The sequence below is a fragment of the Paenibacillus sp. FSL R10-2748 genome (genome assembly GCF_038005565.1).
GTDB lineage: Bacteria > Bacillota > Bacilli > Paenibacillales > Paenibacillaceae > Paenibacillus > Paenibacillus polymyxa_B.
Window position 1 is genome coordinate 69,701 of sequence record NZ_JBBOTK010000002.1, and the last position, 14,850, is coordinate 84,550.

Consider the following 14,850-nt stretch of genomic DNA (forward strand, 5'->3'; position numbering starts at 1 on the left):
CTCCTTTCTAATTTCGAGCGATTATTTAGGATCGATGGAAAGCATGTTAACGGCTTCATCCAGCGATTTGTCAATAGCAAGCGGTGAGTAGGTAAACCACGGGTCGGCTTTGATGAAATACACTTTGTGGTTCTTGACAGCCGGGAGATTTCTCCACAGTGCACTTTGCTCAATTTGCTTAAGCATTCCGTCCTTAGTCGCTTCATCATAAACCAGCATAATAATACGGTCTCCTGACAGTTCGGGTAACTTTTCCATTGAAATGCTATCGTATACAAAGTTAAACTTCGGGTCATTTTCCAGCTTCTGTCGTATGTACTCAGGAGGATTCAATTCCAGTGAACGGTAAATGACATGTCCTACATTTCGCGCTCCATATACTCTTAGCACATCCTTACCGTAGGTCATATAAATGGTAACCGTTTCATCTTTTTTGAATTTTCCAGCCAGCTTCTTTCGACCTTCTTCAGCCTTTTTGTCGAAACTAGCGATCCACTGCTCGGCTTCCTTGTCCTTACCCAGCACGGCTGCGATATCCCGCAGTTGCTTAAATACATCCCCATCTCCAAACAAAACGACTACGGTTGGAGCAATTTTATCCAGCTGCTCTTTCACTTCTGGCGTGGTATCTTCTGTTGTGATGATCAGGTCCGGTTGTAGCTCCAGCACCTTTTCTACATTTGTCGGGTTCCCAATATCCGCAACTCCGTCAATCTTACCTTTTAAATATTCTCCTTCTAACAAATGGGAAGCAGCACCTGCAGGCTTAACTCCCAAGGCCAGCATAGCATCCAAATATTGTGTTGTGACGACTCGCTGTGGATTTGCAGGGATACTGATCTTATTGCCAGTAGCATCAGTATATTCGCGCATGACAACCGTTTTGGATTGCCCGGAAGGATCATTAGTGCTGGTCTTATCGTTTGTCTGGTTGTTGCTAGCTGCGTTTCCACATGCACTCAATACAACCATCAAAAGAACCACAAGACAAAGCGTGGATTCCCATTTTAATCTGTACCTTTGTTGCACAATATACGTCCTCCTTAGATATATACAATTCATAATATGATAGTGATTCTCATTATCATATAATTGTTATTCTATCTTTTACCGTCTCTTCTTACAATACAAAAATTAAAAACTTCCATTTATGTGGTATGTATCATCATCGTAGATTAGTCAAAAAAAGGACTGATGCGTATGTTTTGCATCAGTCCGAAGACTTAATATGTCGGGTCAAGTACCCATTTTATTTCGATTGGTCCACCAACTCCAGCTTAGCAGGAATTGATGTTTTCACGGTTTTACCTTGAAGTACATCCTTGGCTGCCTGCACCGCCAATTGTCCAATAAGCTCGGGTTGCTGAGCTACAGTGGCTGTCAGTTTCCCTTCCTTAATTGATTTAAGCGCATCCTCGTTACCGTCAAAACCAATGACTGGAATGTTCTTACCTGAGCTTTGGATTGCTTCGATCGCACCCAACGCCATTTCATCATTGTGGGCAAATACAGCCTGTACGTCCGGGTTTCCTTGCAGCAGATTTTCCATCACGTTCAAACCTTTGGTCCGATCAAAATCGGCCGATTGTTTTGCTATGACTTTCAGATCCTTATCTGCTACTTCATGGAAGCCTTTCCCACGTTCACGGGTAGCGGATGCTCCTGGAACACCTTCCAGCTCAATCACTTTGGCACCTTTTCCAACTTGATCAATCACATATCTGGCAGCCATTCGTCCTCCCTCTACGTTGTCTGAAGCGACGAGTGCTTTTACGTCTCCTTTGTCAGCAGAACGATCCAGTGTAATAACCGGGATGTTCAATGCATTCGCTGATTGTACCACAGTGGAGATGGCCGACGAATCTGTCGGATTAATGAGTAACGCGTTTACTCCCTGTTGAATCAGATCATCCACGTCATTACTTTGTTTCGCCGAATCATTTTGTGCATCCACAACAATGACCTGCATTCCTTGTTTTTTGGCCTCTGCCACAACTCCGTCTTTGAGAGAGACGAAGAATGGATTGTTCAGCGTTGAGATCGACAAGCCGATTTTAATGTCCTTCAGGTTCGCGGCCGCTTTAGGTTTGGCCCATTCGGGCGGTTCCAAGGAACACCCTGTCATGAGCAGGAGCAGCAAGGCAGTCATGATTAATATAAGCTTTTTCATATTTATGTGTCTCCTTCTACGCAGATAGGTGTATTATGCGGATTTTTTACGGTCAATCAATACAGCAATAGCGATGACTATCCCTTTTACGACCATTTGATAAAAAGAGTTAACCCCCAGCAAGTTCAAGCCATTGTTTAGTGTACCGATGATAAGCACACCAATTAACGTACCTACGATTCGTCCGCGTCCTCCCGAGAGGCTTGTTCCACCTAATACAACAGCCGCAATGGCATCCAGTTCATAAGAAGTACCCGCTGTCGGTTGTGCCGAGTTCAAACGTGAAGTCAAGATAGCTCCCGCCAATGCGGAAAGCATTCCAGCCAGAGAGTAAATCCAAATTTTTACACGCGGTACTTTAATACCAGATACAATCGAAGCCTTCTCGTTACCACCAATGGCATACGTTTTACGTCCGAATGGTGTTTTATGCAAAATGATCCATAGGACAGCAAAGGTAATGAGCATCGTAATCGCTGGAACCGGAATACCGAACTGATAGCCACGACCGAACAATTGAAATACCAGACTGTCTCCGAGTCCTGTAATAGGGTTACCGTTGGTATAAACGAGTGTTAATCCTCTGAAAATGGTCATGGTTGCTAGTGTAGCGATGAACGGAGCCATTTTACCTTTCGTAATCATCAAGCCGTTGACCATGCCCATCACGCCACCCAATGCACAGCCAATGATAATCGCCAAAATAGGATCGAACCCGGCCAGCATCATATTTGCGACAAACGCACTGGATAGTGCTAATATGGAGCCGACTGACAAATCAATTCCACCTGTGAGAATAACGAAGGTCATACCGAACGCAATTAACGCATTAATGGATACCTGGCGCAATAAATTCAAAATATTAAGCGGTTCCAAAAAGCTGGGATTTAAAACCGATACGATAATTACCAAAATAATGAGTCCCAACAACGGGCCAAGCTTCTGTGTGATTTGTGACATTTGAAAGCCTTTGCTGCTTTTTGATTCATTCATAGTTGTCATATTACTGTCCTCCTGTAGCTAGCGTCATAATATTTTCTTGTGTGGCTTCTTCCCTGCTCAGCTCTCCGCTGATCTTTCCCTCGTGCACCACGACAATACGATCGCTCATGCCGAGTACCTCAGGGAGTTCCGAGGATACCATGATAATCGCGACTCCACGTTCGGTCAGCTCGTTCATCAACTGGTAGATTTCCCGCTTGGCTCCCACATCCACACCTCTCGTCGGTTCGTCAAGAATGAGCACATTTGGACCAATACCTACCCATTTGGCAATAACCACCTTTTGCTGATTACCACCTGACAAACTGCGAACCGTTGTTTCGCCCGATTGGGTTTTAATTTGTAAGCGCTTAATTAAAGTGTTAACAAAATCTAGCTCTTTTTTACCTGAAATAAATCCTTTTGAAGTAAAGCTGAACAGATTTGGCAGCACCATATTTTCCCGGATGGAAAAGTCCAGCACCAAGCCCTCATCTTTTCGGTCTTCTGTAATGAAGCCAATCCCAAGTTTCACCGCATCATCCGGCTTACGAATAGACACTTTTTTTCCACGCACATGAATCTCACCACGATCCAAAGCATCCAGTCCAAATAACGCCCGCATGATCTCGGTCCGTCCCGAGCCCATTAAGCCTGAAAAACCTACAATTTCCCCAGATCGTACAGTGAAATTCACATTTTCAAATAACCCTTTATGCGAAGCATTTTTGACCTCCAGCACCACTTCTCCCAAAGCAGGCGTTCTTACCGGGTAGCGTTCAGTCAGCTCTCTACCCACCATTTTCCGTACAACTTCATCAAAATGCGTATCGGGAATCGCCTGAGTATCCACCGTTTTCCCGTCACGCATGATGGTAATCCGATCACAGATCGCGAATATCTCCTCCATCCGATGTGAAATATACACAATCGAAACACCATCTTTTTTCAAGGAAGTAATAACCTCGAACAGCTTCTGAATTTCTCGTTCGGTTAAGGCGGCTGTCGGCTCATCCATCACGATAACTTTAGCATCCGTCATGAGTGCTTTGGCAATTTCAATCATCTGCTGTTGACCCACTGAACAATCGCCTGCTTCACCGTTCAATGGAAGATTTACCGAAAGCTTGCTGAATTGTTCATTTGCTAGCGCTTTCATTTTGGAGCTGTCTAGTAAGCCCCACTTGGATGTCATTTCCTTGCCGATAAATAGATTTTCCAGCACGGTCATCTCCGGCCACACATTCAGTTCCTGGTGAATAAAAGCAATTCCTTTTTGCTCCGCTTCTTTGGGGTCGGCAAAATAGGTTTCCTGACCGTCAATGATGATCGTTCCCTCATCTCGCCGATGCAGTCCGATTAAAATATTCATCAGCGTTGATTTGCCTGCACCATTCTCACCCATGAGGGCATGTACTTCTCCTTCACGAAGATCAAAGTCAACACCACTCAGTACCTGATTGGTTCCAAAGGCTTTGTGAATTCCTTTCATTTGAATCTGCATGCTGTACCCTCCTTTTTATTCAACATTGATTTATCCAAAATGAACTCCTGCCTGCAAAATACAATTGGCAAACGGCTTAGCCTCTCCTGTACGAATGACCGCCTTCGCATACCGGGTCAGCTCCTTGAATTGTTCATGAGGGCAAAACTCAATGACGGCTGCCTGCTTATTAAGCTGTGGCTGTTCTAATTGCTCCCCTGCAAAGGTGCGCATAATATACTGTAATGCTTGTTCATTTTCTTGTTTAATTTCTTCGGCCAGCATTACTTTTTCGATCACCATATCTGCTGCAATGACATCAACGACGTCCTGAAAGGATGGAACCCCCAATTTAAGGGCCAAATCAATTTTGGTAACGCCTTCAGGAACAGGTAAGCCAGCATCAGCCACGACAATATAGTCTGTGTGGCCGAGATCCGACAGTATTCTGGATATATGACTGTTTAGGATTCCATGTTTCTTCATATTATATTTGCTCCTCCACTTCACGTCGGGTTGGCATTCCACCTTGGGCTCCAAATTTGGTTACGGACAATGACGCAGCACGATTAGCAAATTTCACACTGTCTGCCAACGAATTTCCTTCAGCCAATGCCACTGCAAAAGCAGCGTTAAACGTATCTCCTGCACCTGTTGTATCAACGGCTTCTACTTTATAAGTAGGAACCACGACTTCCTGTTCTCCGTCGAAGAATCGTACACCGTTGCTGCCCTCAGTCACAAACAGCTTGTTGGGATATTTGCGCAACGCTTCTTGCAGGCTCATATCCTTAAACATAATGGCAGCTTCATGCTCGTTTGGCGTAATGTAGGTCGCATTCGCAATTACGCTTTCTTCCACTTCACGAGCCGGGGCTGGATTCAGCAACAAGGGTACCTGGTACTTCGCACAAATTTCGCTTACATAAACAACCGTTTCCGACGGTATTTCCTGTTGAATTAACACAATATCCGAACTTCGAATGACGTCAAGTGCTTCTTCCACATAGGCGGGTGTCACTTCATTATTTGCTGCTTTTACCACGACAATACTGTTATCACCTTCAGCTAGTACAATATGCGCTGTACCGCTTTCCATATGTGTAACCGGTTTCACATAGCCAGTATGAACATGATTTTCTTCAAAATTCCGTAAAATCTGTTCTCCAAAATGGTCATCCCCTACACGTCCAATCATCGTAACGTCTGCTCCGAGTCGTGCTGCGGCTACTGCCTGATTGGCTCCTTTACCTCCAGGTACGGTTGTAAAGCTTTCACCCAATACCGTTTCACCAGCACCGGGACGTTTGGACGAAGTAACTACGAGATCCATAGAACTGCTTCCGATAATTGAAATTTTAGCCATCATGATCCACCTTTCTTGTCGTTTCCCGTTCTATAAATTTGACGGGCAATTGTATGCTTGAATAGGTAAGTACTTTCGAATGAAGATTAGGTACGCTTGACTTCGTTACTTGCGACTGCTCAATCAACTGAATGAGTAGCCCTGCTGCTTCCCAGCCCATTTCATAAGCAGGTTGTCGGATCGTTGACAAAGGCGGGAATAACAAACTACTTAATGGTATATCATCAAACCCGATAATTTGAACATCATCCGGGATTTTCTTTCCTAATCTATGTGCCTCATGCATCACCGCTGTAGCCACGATATCGTTACTTGCGATAACTCCGTCCGTATCCGGGTACTTGCTAAACAGCTCTTTGGCCCACGACTCGGCCTCCTTGAACGAAAAGGAGGTTGTCTCGACCACATGGTAAGCAATTCCGGATTGCTGAAGCTCTTCAACCGCCCCGCGAAAACGGTCTTGTGCTGGACGAATATGTGCAGGGCCCTGCATGACTGTAATTTGTTTGCTGCCGCGGGCAACCATTTCTTGAGCAGCCAAGCAACCGCCATGGGCTCCATCTGCATATACGGAGAGGCTGTCACTGGAAGTTCGATCGAGAAAAACGACCGGGATCTTCAGTTTGGCATAACAATCGGCATCGGGATCATTGGTAGAAGAAATAACACCAACGACATTATTTTGAACAAAAGTATCCATGTAATCCAATTCTTTTTGGCGATCTTCATCACTATTACCGAAAATAATCCGAAAATCATTTTCCTGCATTCGATCCTCCACCCCACGAGCTAACAAGGGAAAGTAAGGGTTCGTAATATCCGGCAGCAGCAGGCCGATTAATCTGGATTTCTTTTTATACAAAGAACGTGCAACTTCATTAGGCTTGTAATTTAACTGCTTCACAGCAGCCTCTACCTTTCGCCGTGTATCCTCATGTACATATCCAGTTTCATTAATAACTCTGGATACGGTCGCTACGGAAACACCTGCAAAGCTGGCGACTTCTTTAATTGTTGTCATAGTGTAGGTTCAACTCCAATGTGTAACCGGTTACACATATAAAATATCACAGCATTAATTTTTTGACAAGCATTAATTATTTGCACGTTGAATGCTTTAGCTTTATAATTCTTATTGTAACTAATGAAGTTCCACCTTAATACACATTCTAAAGGGGGGAGCACCACTCCCAGTTACTCAATAAAATACGTATACATGGAGGCTTTTTCCTTATGAATATCGAAGTTTGGTCTGATTATATGTGTCCATTCTGTTATATCGGCAAACGCCGTTTGGAGCAAGTATTACAGCAATTCCCACATCGCAATGAGGTGCAATTGACATTCAAGAGTTTCGAATTGAACCCGAATGCTGTGAGAGATAGTGGTAAAACGATCAATGAAGAACTATCAGCTAAATATGGGGTCAGTCTGCAAGAGGCTCAGGCTATGAATGATCGAATGAACGAAAACGCACGCTCTGCGGGTCTTGATTATAATATTCATGCCATGGTGCCGACGAACTCTCTTGATGCTCACCGCTTAACACTTTGGGCTCAAACACAAGGCAAAATGCTGGAGCTGAGCGAGCGTTTATTCCAAGCTGTTTTCATCGAAGGCAAGCATACAGGGGATCATGAAGTGCTGGTAGCGCTGGCTACTGAAGTTGGTTTGGAGCAAAAGGAAGCGGCTGCTATATTAGCCAGTGACCGTTTTACCGACGAAGTTAGAGCTGATGAAGCCGAAGGCGCTGAATTGGGTGTTCAGGGTGTGCCATTCTTTGTATTTGATCGAAAATTTGCTATTTCTGGTGCCCAGCCGGAGGAAGTATTTCATGATGCGCTTCAAAAAGCATGGGATGAACGCTCACCTTTCACCATGATAAGCGGCAGCTCGTCCAAACAAGATGCAGGTGGTTTATGTACCGATGAGGGTTGTGAGCTTCCAGGCCGTGAGGGCTGAACAGTCCGTGAATGAAGATTTTCTACTTCCTAAATAAATTTTAAAAAAGCGTGCCAGCACTCAATTAAACCTGAGGCTGGCACGCATCTTTATTTTATAACGATTTAATCATTCCGCCATCCACAAGGATGGTACTCCCTGTCAAATAGGATGAAGCTGAAGACGCCAGAAAAGCAACGACTTTACCGAACTCTTCAGGCTGTCCATACCGTCCCAATGGAATGCCCTCTTCTGCTTGTTTGCGAACCTGATCCGTCGTTTGCTGGGTTTTCTCAGCTCGATGCTCGTCCAAGCTACGCACGCGATCAGTTGCAATTCTCCCCGGTGCTACAGTATGTACCAGAATATTATGAGGAGCTAATTCCAGAGACAATGTTTTTGCCAATCCAGCAACTCCAGTACGCAGCGTATTTGAAATGATTAACCCCGGAATTGGCTGCTTAACTGAGGAAGAAGCAATATTTAAAATCCTACCGCTTTGTTGTTTTTTCATATATGGTAACACTTCACGGATCAACCGGATATGACTAAGTAAATTTTGTTCAAAGGCCTGCATCCACACTTCATCTGTAAAATCATCAAAGGTACCGGCAGGAGGCCCACCCGCATTGTTAACCAAAATATCCACGGTGCCAAACAAATCAGCTGTACGGCGGATGGCCTGGGAGATATGTTCTGGTTTTGTTACATCGCAAACTACATATTCAACGCGGCCACTCGCTGTTTCCAGTAATTCCGCCTGCGTCCGCTGAAGCTCTGCTTCGTTCCGTCCTGAAATGACGACATTCGCACCCTCGCGTGCCAGCTCTCGTGCGCTTGCCTTGCCGAGTCCTTTACTGGAACCTGCAACAAAGGCTGTTTTTCCCGTTAATCCTAAATCCATCTATGACACTCCCTTTTCTAAGCGTTCTCTATTTAATTGTACACATGACCAGCACATAATGCGAATAGCTTGGTAGTATTATGAAGGCTATCTATCTTCTCACCATTAAAAAGAATACGAAATCATTAATTGCAAGGTAAAACAAAAAGGCCTGACAGTTAGTCAGGGCCCTTTTTGTTTACAGCACGTTATGATGTTGATGCAGGTGTTGTTGTTGTCTGCTCGTATACAACAACGGACTGGCTCTCAGGCTCCCATTTAACATTTGTCCCCAAGGCCTCTCCGATTACCCTTACAGGTACCATTGTCGTCCCATCCACTATGGATGCTGGCTGCTCGATAGAATACGGCTGACCGTTAATATATGCTTTTGGACTGTTAACAAATAATTTGACGGACACGCCGTTACGGGTGACAGTAACAGCCTTTTCTTTCGGATCCCAGGAAACCTTTGCATCCAAAGCTTCGGAAGCTGTTCTAAACGGAACAAGTGTGGTCCCATTGCGGTTAATCGGTTTGGCATCGTATTTTTCACCATTCACGAACAGCTTCATACCCGACGGCCGTCCGGCCTTCTTCGAGAATTCACCCAGCTTTTTGTGGCTGTCCAGATCGGACACATTAGCCAGTACCGCCTCCTCCTGCATGTAAACGGCATCAGTCACATTTCCGTTTTCAGCCAGTAGCTCAGCTGCCTCAGTCAGTGCTTTACCAGAATTCCGGATCAATTCAAGTTCAGCAACCTGCTCCGGAGTCAAACGGTTTGGGTATTTCGTAAGCAGCAGATTCGCAATAACCGCTCCTGCCGGCTTATCCTTCGTATTTTCTACCGCGTGAAGCAGACCTTTGTAACCGTTGCGTCCCTTGTGACCATTATGGTCTTTGGACTCCTCGTATGTATCATCTGTTACTGCAACAGGTTCGGTTTTTCTGATTTCTGCGTGTTTGTCTTTTTTACTGTTTTCATCCTTTTTCCCGGATGCTTTGTCCTTTTGTTTTTTGGACTGATCATTGTCTGAGTCATGGGGATTGATTAGCTCTTCCCCGCTCTTTTCATTCCCGTCTTTAACAGACGTCTTTGCTTCCTGTTTGTTCTCCTGATCATTTCCGCGTCCCTGCTTGGCTTCAACGGTTCCCGCTGCCAAACCCAAGACCAGTATACACGCTAGTAAAGCTGTCCAAGTGTTTCTCATGATGCGATTCCTCCTTATAGTAAAGACCGGGCTCAAATGTCCCTAGATGTATTAACGGCTTCTCTAAGCTGATTTTTTATCTTTTCTTATCTAATGTGTGAGACACTACTATAGCTGCAGTCCATATTGTCAAAATCACTATAAAATTTTATTATACGCCTAACCTATTTACACAGTATAATGAGAATTACACATGCATTTTTAAGAATCAGCCTTTACATTCGCATAATAGAAAGAAGATGAAACAGACATGTTCGGCACCATTCTTTTGGACGTTGTTTTACCTATTTTTGTACTTATCGGTTTTGGTTGTATCATGCAATATTATTTTCGACTGGATTTGTATACCTTAGCTAAAATCAATTTTTACTATATCACCCCCGCAGTTGTGTTTACAGGTCTTTATAACTCGGAAATTTCTTTAATGCTCATGGGTGAGGTTTCACTTTTTTATGCCTTGTACATAGCTATTCTGTACGTAATCAGCACTACCGTCGCCAGATCTCTGAAATACAGCCCCGGAATGCGCGGAGCTTTTACAAATAGTGTGATGCTAGATAATTCAGGAAATTATGGTCTGCCAATCAATCAGTTGGTGTTCAAAGGTGACCCGTTGGCCATTTCCGTTCAAGCTCTGATTATGACCTTTCAAAGCTTTGTCACTTTTACATACGGCACTTTTGTTGTGCAAAACGGCAAGGCCAATACTCGAAAAATATTAATTAATTTTTTAAAAATGCCTGTTCCCTATGCGCTTGCGCTAGGTTTGCTCCTAAATCTGCTGCATAGTCCATTGCCTAATTTACTGGCTGAACCTTTGAATTATATTAGTCAGTCGATGGTTGCCGTGGCTCTGCTTACTTTGGGAGCACAAATTGTGCAATATCCCTTTCGTTTGCGCCGGACAGCCGTGTACATCAGTATGGTACTGCGCCTGATTGCTGGTCCAATGGTCGGTTTTATGCTCGTCTTGCTGTTGGGTCTTAAGGGGATTCCGGCTCAAGCCTTGCTCATTGCATCGGGTATGCCTACCGGCGTTAATACAAGTATTTTGGCGGAAGAATATAAAAATGAACCCGATTTTGCCGCACAAACAGTATTACTTTCTACGATTGTGAATGTCATTACGATGACACTGTTAATTTCAGCATCTCGGCATCTTGTTTGAGGTGTATGATAAATATAAAAAATGGATTAGAGACGCTTTTTGTCTAAGGACAGGAGCGTTTCTTTTTTGAGATAAAAGAACATATGTTCCCGTAAGTATTTCTTTTTTTCTACTTAAAGTGGTGTGTTTGTTTTGTGGAGATCGTATGCGAGAAAGAGTTTTGTTTCTATTATGAATTTTTCATATAATGAAATAATTATATTATTTAATTTGAATCTCTATTAGTTGCTGTTTTCAACTTGTCGTTGCTTTTTCCCCAAAAAAAGAATGCGGGACAATAAGGTCGTCAAAAATAAAGCCAGCTCACTCATTAGAGTGGCTGACTTAGGATTATCCTTATTAAGATTTATGGCTCAATTCCCCATTGCTTGCTTCCAGACAGGTAAGCGGTTATTTTAGCAGAATCTTGTAAACTGTTTGCTGTGGGATTAAATGAATAATCATCGGTTTGTGTGTAACTGCTCCAGTCCTCTTTGGATATCCGGGTTTGCAACTCCACACTTTGACCGGGTTCTAAAGAACCCGCAGCCGATTTAAACCCGATTTCTGCATAAGAATCTGCCCCTGGCTTCGCATTGGATAATGTTTTGAAGCTAGCAATCACATTCCCTGTACCGACGCTCGACCAATCCGTGAAGAAATTTTGTACTTTCTCCCCGTTAATGGTGTAATAATAACGCAATGTCACGTCTGCTAGGGAAATTGATGAGGTTCCCATATTGGTTATTTTAAATTTAGAACTGATTGTATTGCTTGTGGCGGATACATTCCCATTGAAGGTTTGCACCTTCAGAACGCCCTCGCCTGTTCCCGGCTCACTTGGCGTATCCCCTTTCACCGTAATCGTAAACAACACATCATTACCTGTACTAAAATGGAAGTTTAGTGCTGTCTCTCCTTTAGGAAGTTTAGATAAATACTTGTTGGTAAGAACGACTGTTTCTTCACTAAGCGTATAATCTTCACCTTTGTTCAACACCACACTCCCCTGCTTGATAGCTTCTAACGTATTGCCGTTAAGTGTTAGCTTGACAGTAAGATCCGTATTGCTGTTATTCAATCCATAGGTTGCAGTCGTTGGTGTAATACTTGCTTGCCCGGTAGATGGCTGATCACCACCCACACGATCTGCCACCAGAATGCCACGGCCATTCGTTCCCAGATAAGCACGTCCATAAACCCGAGGGTCCCCAATAATTTTGGTCACTCGAGCATATTGATGCTTGTCGTCATTAATGCGCGCCCAGTTTGCGCCAGCATCGTCCGAACGGTAAAATCCACGTGTACCATCAATTTTACCAACGATAAATACCGCTGCATTCGTACGGTTCGGCGCTGCCTTACCAAAGCCTACAAAATCCGCTTCCTGCACATTATCGAGTTTGGTGAATGTAACACCTGAATCCTTGGAATGCCATAAGCCGTATGGTCCTCCATCCTCGGAGCCTCCGGCGAACCACACATCTCCTTCTGCTCCTCGTACAGCATCAATATCAGCATTGCCTGCTGTCGGTAAGCCAGTTGCCGCTGATGGCGTAAAGGATACGCCTCCATTGGTGCTCACATATATTTTCCCGGAGGCAAATGCGTAATATTTATTAGGGTTCACTCGGTCAGAGACGATCTTTGCATTCGCTGGAATCCCTGTGCTTGCTGTCCATGAGTTGCCGCCAGTTTTGGAGTAGAACACACCTTTGTCTGATGTACTCCACAGCAAGCCATTACCATCTGCTGCTACGGCGATGCTGCCTCCTCCTGCTGTACCGGAAGGCTCGCTATTTGCTTTATACCAGTTGGCTCCTCCATCATTGGAAAAACCGATGGATTTGGCATTTGGATCTTTTTTATAATCCGCTTTACCTACTCGGGCCATAAAAGAAGGATTCAGCTCGGCATAATCAATGCTTTCGCTGCTTGTAAAGGTCGGATTATCCAGCATTTTAGCTGGAGCCTTGAATAAATCGTCATGTCTGAATCCAGAGACATCACCTACTGCGCTCACCAAAGGCGCGCCGGTTGGAGGGCTCACCAGATCCAAAATTGCCGTTTCCTCTACCCCTTTAGCGGCTACTGAAATATCCAGCTTTCCGCCTTTATCCCAATTGGTCAGATTTTTAGAGCCATAAATCGTAGCTCCGGTGCCGTACAACATATGGTCTGAATTAAATGGATCTATCTCCAGATCTCCAATCATCCACCCCAGCTTGGGCGATACTTCCGGTGGGGCAGGGTTGGCATTGAAAGTCAGCCAAGGCGCACCGCTTATATCCAGATTGTATTTTAGCTTACGAGACGGATAACCATCAAATTCCCAAATAGGACTCCAAGTTGCCCCACTATCAGTGCTGCGATAAATCGTTTCATCCGGCCACCAGGCATTCAACGTAGCAACCATGAGTGTACCTGGCTTCTGGGCATCCACCGTCAGTCCACCATATCCAAAATGATTGTCCGCACTACTGCTACCTACGGGGCTAATGTTAGTCCATTGCCCGCTTGCTGTATTCAATTTCCACAGTTCACCCTTTGATCCATCATATGGACCTGCTCCATCGCTATAAGAAATATATAGATTGCCGTCCGGTGATAACACACCGTGATGTGGCAAATAGCCCGTAGGCTGTCCCGCTATAGCAGACCAGGTTGTCCCGCCATCTGTACTGCGATAGACACTTTGCTTTTTATCTGCAACACCTACATAGATCGTCTGCGTTGCTTTATTGGAAGAGCCTGTTTTTTTGTCAAAGGTGATCCACGCTAAACCGACAATGTCGCTGGTATATTCATTGGAAGGGTCCTGTACATACGTCCCTGGATTCGGGAAACTGCTTACCTTGCTCCAAGTTGCTCCAAAATCAGAGCTTTTCCATAGTCCATTACCACTTCGAGCTCCAAAGAACAAAATATTATTCTTATTTGGATCAATCGTCAGACGTTCACCCATTGAACGCCCCGGCATATTCCCCCCCACCTTAAAAGGAAGCTTGGTTGTCTGCCACGTATTGCCCCTGTCGGTGGAACGCATAATTTGCCCATTTTGTTTATCCCATGAATTAGTATACGTACCTGTAGCTATATATACACGATTCGGATCAACAGGATCAGTCGCTAGTGCATCGACACCATTTTTGTTCCAATCCTCCCAGCCCACAGAATCCGTCAGCGGAATCCAACTCTCATTGGCAGCATTCCAGCGGTAAGCTCCTCCAATATCTGTACGGGCATAGATCAGGTCTTTTTCCGTTTCATTAAAAATAATGCCAGGTACAAAACCACCACCTCCACCCGTAACGACACTTTTCCAACTGTAATCGTCACTTGGAGCAGCATGAGTCGGCGCTATCATTCCTGTCCAGGAAGCACCCGCTACCACAAGCGCCAAACAAGCAATTCTCAACCTGTTTTTTGCCTTAGTCAATGAATTCAACCTCCTTCTTCATTATCAATTGAATATGCGAGTCATTTTGAGATAAAAGTAATCAGCCGATTCTGAATTCGTTCCTATCGTTATCGTTGCTTCTCACAATTCTGACAAATGTCCTCTCAGACTCACCCCCATTCATTCCCAATAAATACGGTGCAACACCGGTTTTGTTAGCGCTTACATCGGTGTCTTGCTCAATAGATTCGTCATCTTTTTCCCA

At 44.4% G+C, this 14,850-nt stretch carries 12 protein-coding genes; 2 read left to right on the forward strand and 10 right to left on the reverse strand.

The annotated features are described in order from the left end of the window. Positions 1–21: 21 nt before the first annotated feature. The 7 genes from NSS66_RS06660 to NSS66_RS06690 form a co-directional block, all read right to left on the reverse strand. The gene (locus tag NSS66_RS06660) at positions 22–1,029 is read right to left on the reverse strand and encodes an ABC transporter substrate-binding protein (RefSeq protein WP_023988924.1); all 1,008 of its coding nucleotides are present in this window, start codon (positions 1,027–1,029) and stop codon (positions 22–24) included. A 220-nt stretch (positions 1,030–1,249) separates the two neighbouring features. Next, a complete protein-coding gene (rbsB, locus tag NSS66_RS06665) occupies positions 1,250–2,170 on the reverse strand; it encodes a ribose ABC transporter substrate-binding protein RbsB (RefSeq protein WP_023988925.1) in 921 nt (306 codons plus the stop codon). A 33-nt stretch (positions 2,171–2,203) separates the two neighbouring features. Then, a complete protein-coding gene (locus NSS66_RS06670) occupies positions 2,204–3,172 on the reverse strand; it encodes an ABC transporter permease subunit (RefSeq protein ID WP_013310465.1) in 969 nt (322 codons plus the stop codon). Between the two features lies 1 nt (position 3,173). Continuing rightward, complete coding sequence (locus NSS66_RS06675) at positions 3,174–4,655, reverse strand: sugar ABC transporter ATP-binding protein (RefSeq protein WP_023988927.1); 1,482 nt, start codon at positions 4,653–4,655, stop codon at positions 3,174–3,176. A 30-nt stretch (positions 4,656–4,685) separates the two neighbouring features. Continuing rightward, the gene (gene rbsD, locus NSS66_RS06680; protein ID WP_023988928.1) at positions 4,686–5,120 is read right to left on the reverse strand and encodes a D-ribose pyranase; all 435 of its coding nucleotides are present in this window, start codon (positions 5,118–5,120) and stop codon (positions 4,686–4,688) included. A gap of 1 nt (position 5,121) precedes the next feature. After that, on the reverse strand, positions 5,122–6,000 hold the full coding sequence (rbsK, locus tag NSS66_RS06685) for a ribokinase (protein WP_068942581.1): 879 nt from the start codon (positions 5,998–6,000) through the stop codon (positions 5,122–5,124). Next, positions 5,993–7,021, reverse strand: coding sequence for a LacI family DNA-binding transcriptional regulator (locus NSS66_RS06690; RefSeq protein ID WP_053325576.1), 1,029 nt, complete (start codon positions 7,019–7,021; stop codon positions 5,993–5,995). The genes rbsK and NSS66_RS06690 overlap by 8 nt, the downstream gene beginning before the upstream one ends. 212 nt (positions 7,022–7,233) lie before the next feature. On the opposite strand from NSS66_RS06690, the gene NSS66_RS06695 reads away from it, so the two are divergent. After that, a complete protein-coding gene (locus NSS66_RS06695; RefSeq protein ID WP_053325577.1) occupies positions 7,234–7,962 on the forward strand; it encodes a DsbA family oxidoreductase in 729 nt (242 codons plus the stop codon). A gap of 94 nt (positions 7,963–8,056) precedes the next feature. Here the strand turns inward: NSS66_RS06695 and NSS66_RS06700 are convergent, their stop codons facing one another. Both NSS66_RS06700 and NSS66_RS06705 read right to left on the reverse strand, forming a co-directional pair. Further along, entirely contained in the window at positions 8,057–8,845 is a 789-nt protein-coding gene (locus NSS66_RS06700) for an SDR family oxidoreductase (RefSeq protein ID WP_053325578.1), read from the reverse strand. 188 nt (positions 8,846–9,033) lie between these two features. Next, positions 9,034–10,038 carry a copper amine oxidase N-terminal domain-containing protein gene (locus tag NSS66_RS06705; protein ID WP_340958623.1) on the reverse strand — a complete coding sequence of 335 codons (1,005 nt, stop codon included), beginning with the start codon at positions 10,036–10,038 and terminating at the stop codon, positions 9,034–9,036. Between the two features lie 250 nt (positions 10,039–10,288). On the opposite strand from NSS66_RS06705, the gene NSS66_RS06710 reads away from it, so the two are divergent. Next, positions 10,289–11,206 (forward strand): AEC family transporter, encoded by a 918-nt coding sequence (locus tag NSS66_RS06710; protein WP_075154260.1) that lies wholly within the window; start codon positions 10,289–10,291, stop codon positions 11,204–11,206. A gap of 346 nt (positions 11,207–11,552) precedes the next feature. Here NSS66_RS06710 and NSS66_RS06715 read toward each other — a convergent pair whose 3' ends face one another. Further along, the gene (locus NSS66_RS06715; RefSeq protein ID WP_340958624.1) at positions 11,553–14,624 is read right to left on the reverse strand and encodes a X2-like carbohydrate binding domain-containing protein; all 3,072 of its coding nucleotides are present in this window, start codon (positions 14,622–14,624) and stop codon (positions 11,553–11,555) included. Between the last annotated feature and the right edge of the window lie 226 nt (positions 14,625–14,850).

Excerpts from the sequence above, each read along its gene's own strand:
- NSS66_RS06700 (WP_053325578.1), bottom strand. The coding sequence starts at position 8,845 with ATGGATTTAGGATTAACGGGAAAAACAGCCTTTGTTGCAGGTTCCAGT.
- NSS66_RS06710 (WP_075154260.1), top strand. The coding sequence starts at position 10,289 with ATGTTCGGCACCATTCTTTTGGACGTTGTTTTACCTATTTTTGTACTT.
- NSS66_RS06695 (WP_053325577.1), top strand. The coding sequence starts at position 7,234 with ATGAATATCGAAGTTTGGTCTGATTATATGTGTCCATTCTGTTATATC.
- NSS66_RS06675 (WP_023988927.1), bottom strand. The coding sequence starts at position 4,655 with ATGCAGATTCAAATGAAAGGAATTCACAAAGCCTTTGGAACCAATCAG.
- rbsK (WP_068942581.1), bottom strand. The coding sequence starts at position 6,000 with ATGGCTAAAATTTCAATTATCGGAAGCAGTTCTATGGATCTCGTAGTT.
- NSS66_RS06690 (WP_053325576.1), bottom strand. The coding sequence starts at position 7,021 with ATGACAACAATTAAAGAAGTCGCCAGCTTTGCAGGTGTTTCCGTAGCG.
- rbsB (WP_023988925.1), bottom strand. The coding sequence starts at position 2,170 with ATGAAAAAGCTTATATTAATCATGACTGCCTTGCTGCTCCTGCTCATG.
- NSS66_RS06705 (WP_340958623.1), bottom strand. The coding sequence starts at position 10,038 with ATGAGAAACACTTGGACAGCTTTACTAGCGTGTATACTGGTCTTGGGT.
- rbsD (WP_023988928.1), bottom strand. The coding sequence starts at position 5,120 with ATGAAGAAACATGGAATCCTAAACAGTCATATATCCAGAATACTGTCG.
- NSS66_RS06670 (WP_013310465.1), bottom strand. The coding sequence starts at position 3,172 with ATGACAACTATGAATGAATCAAAAAGCAGCAAAGGCTTTCAAATGTCA.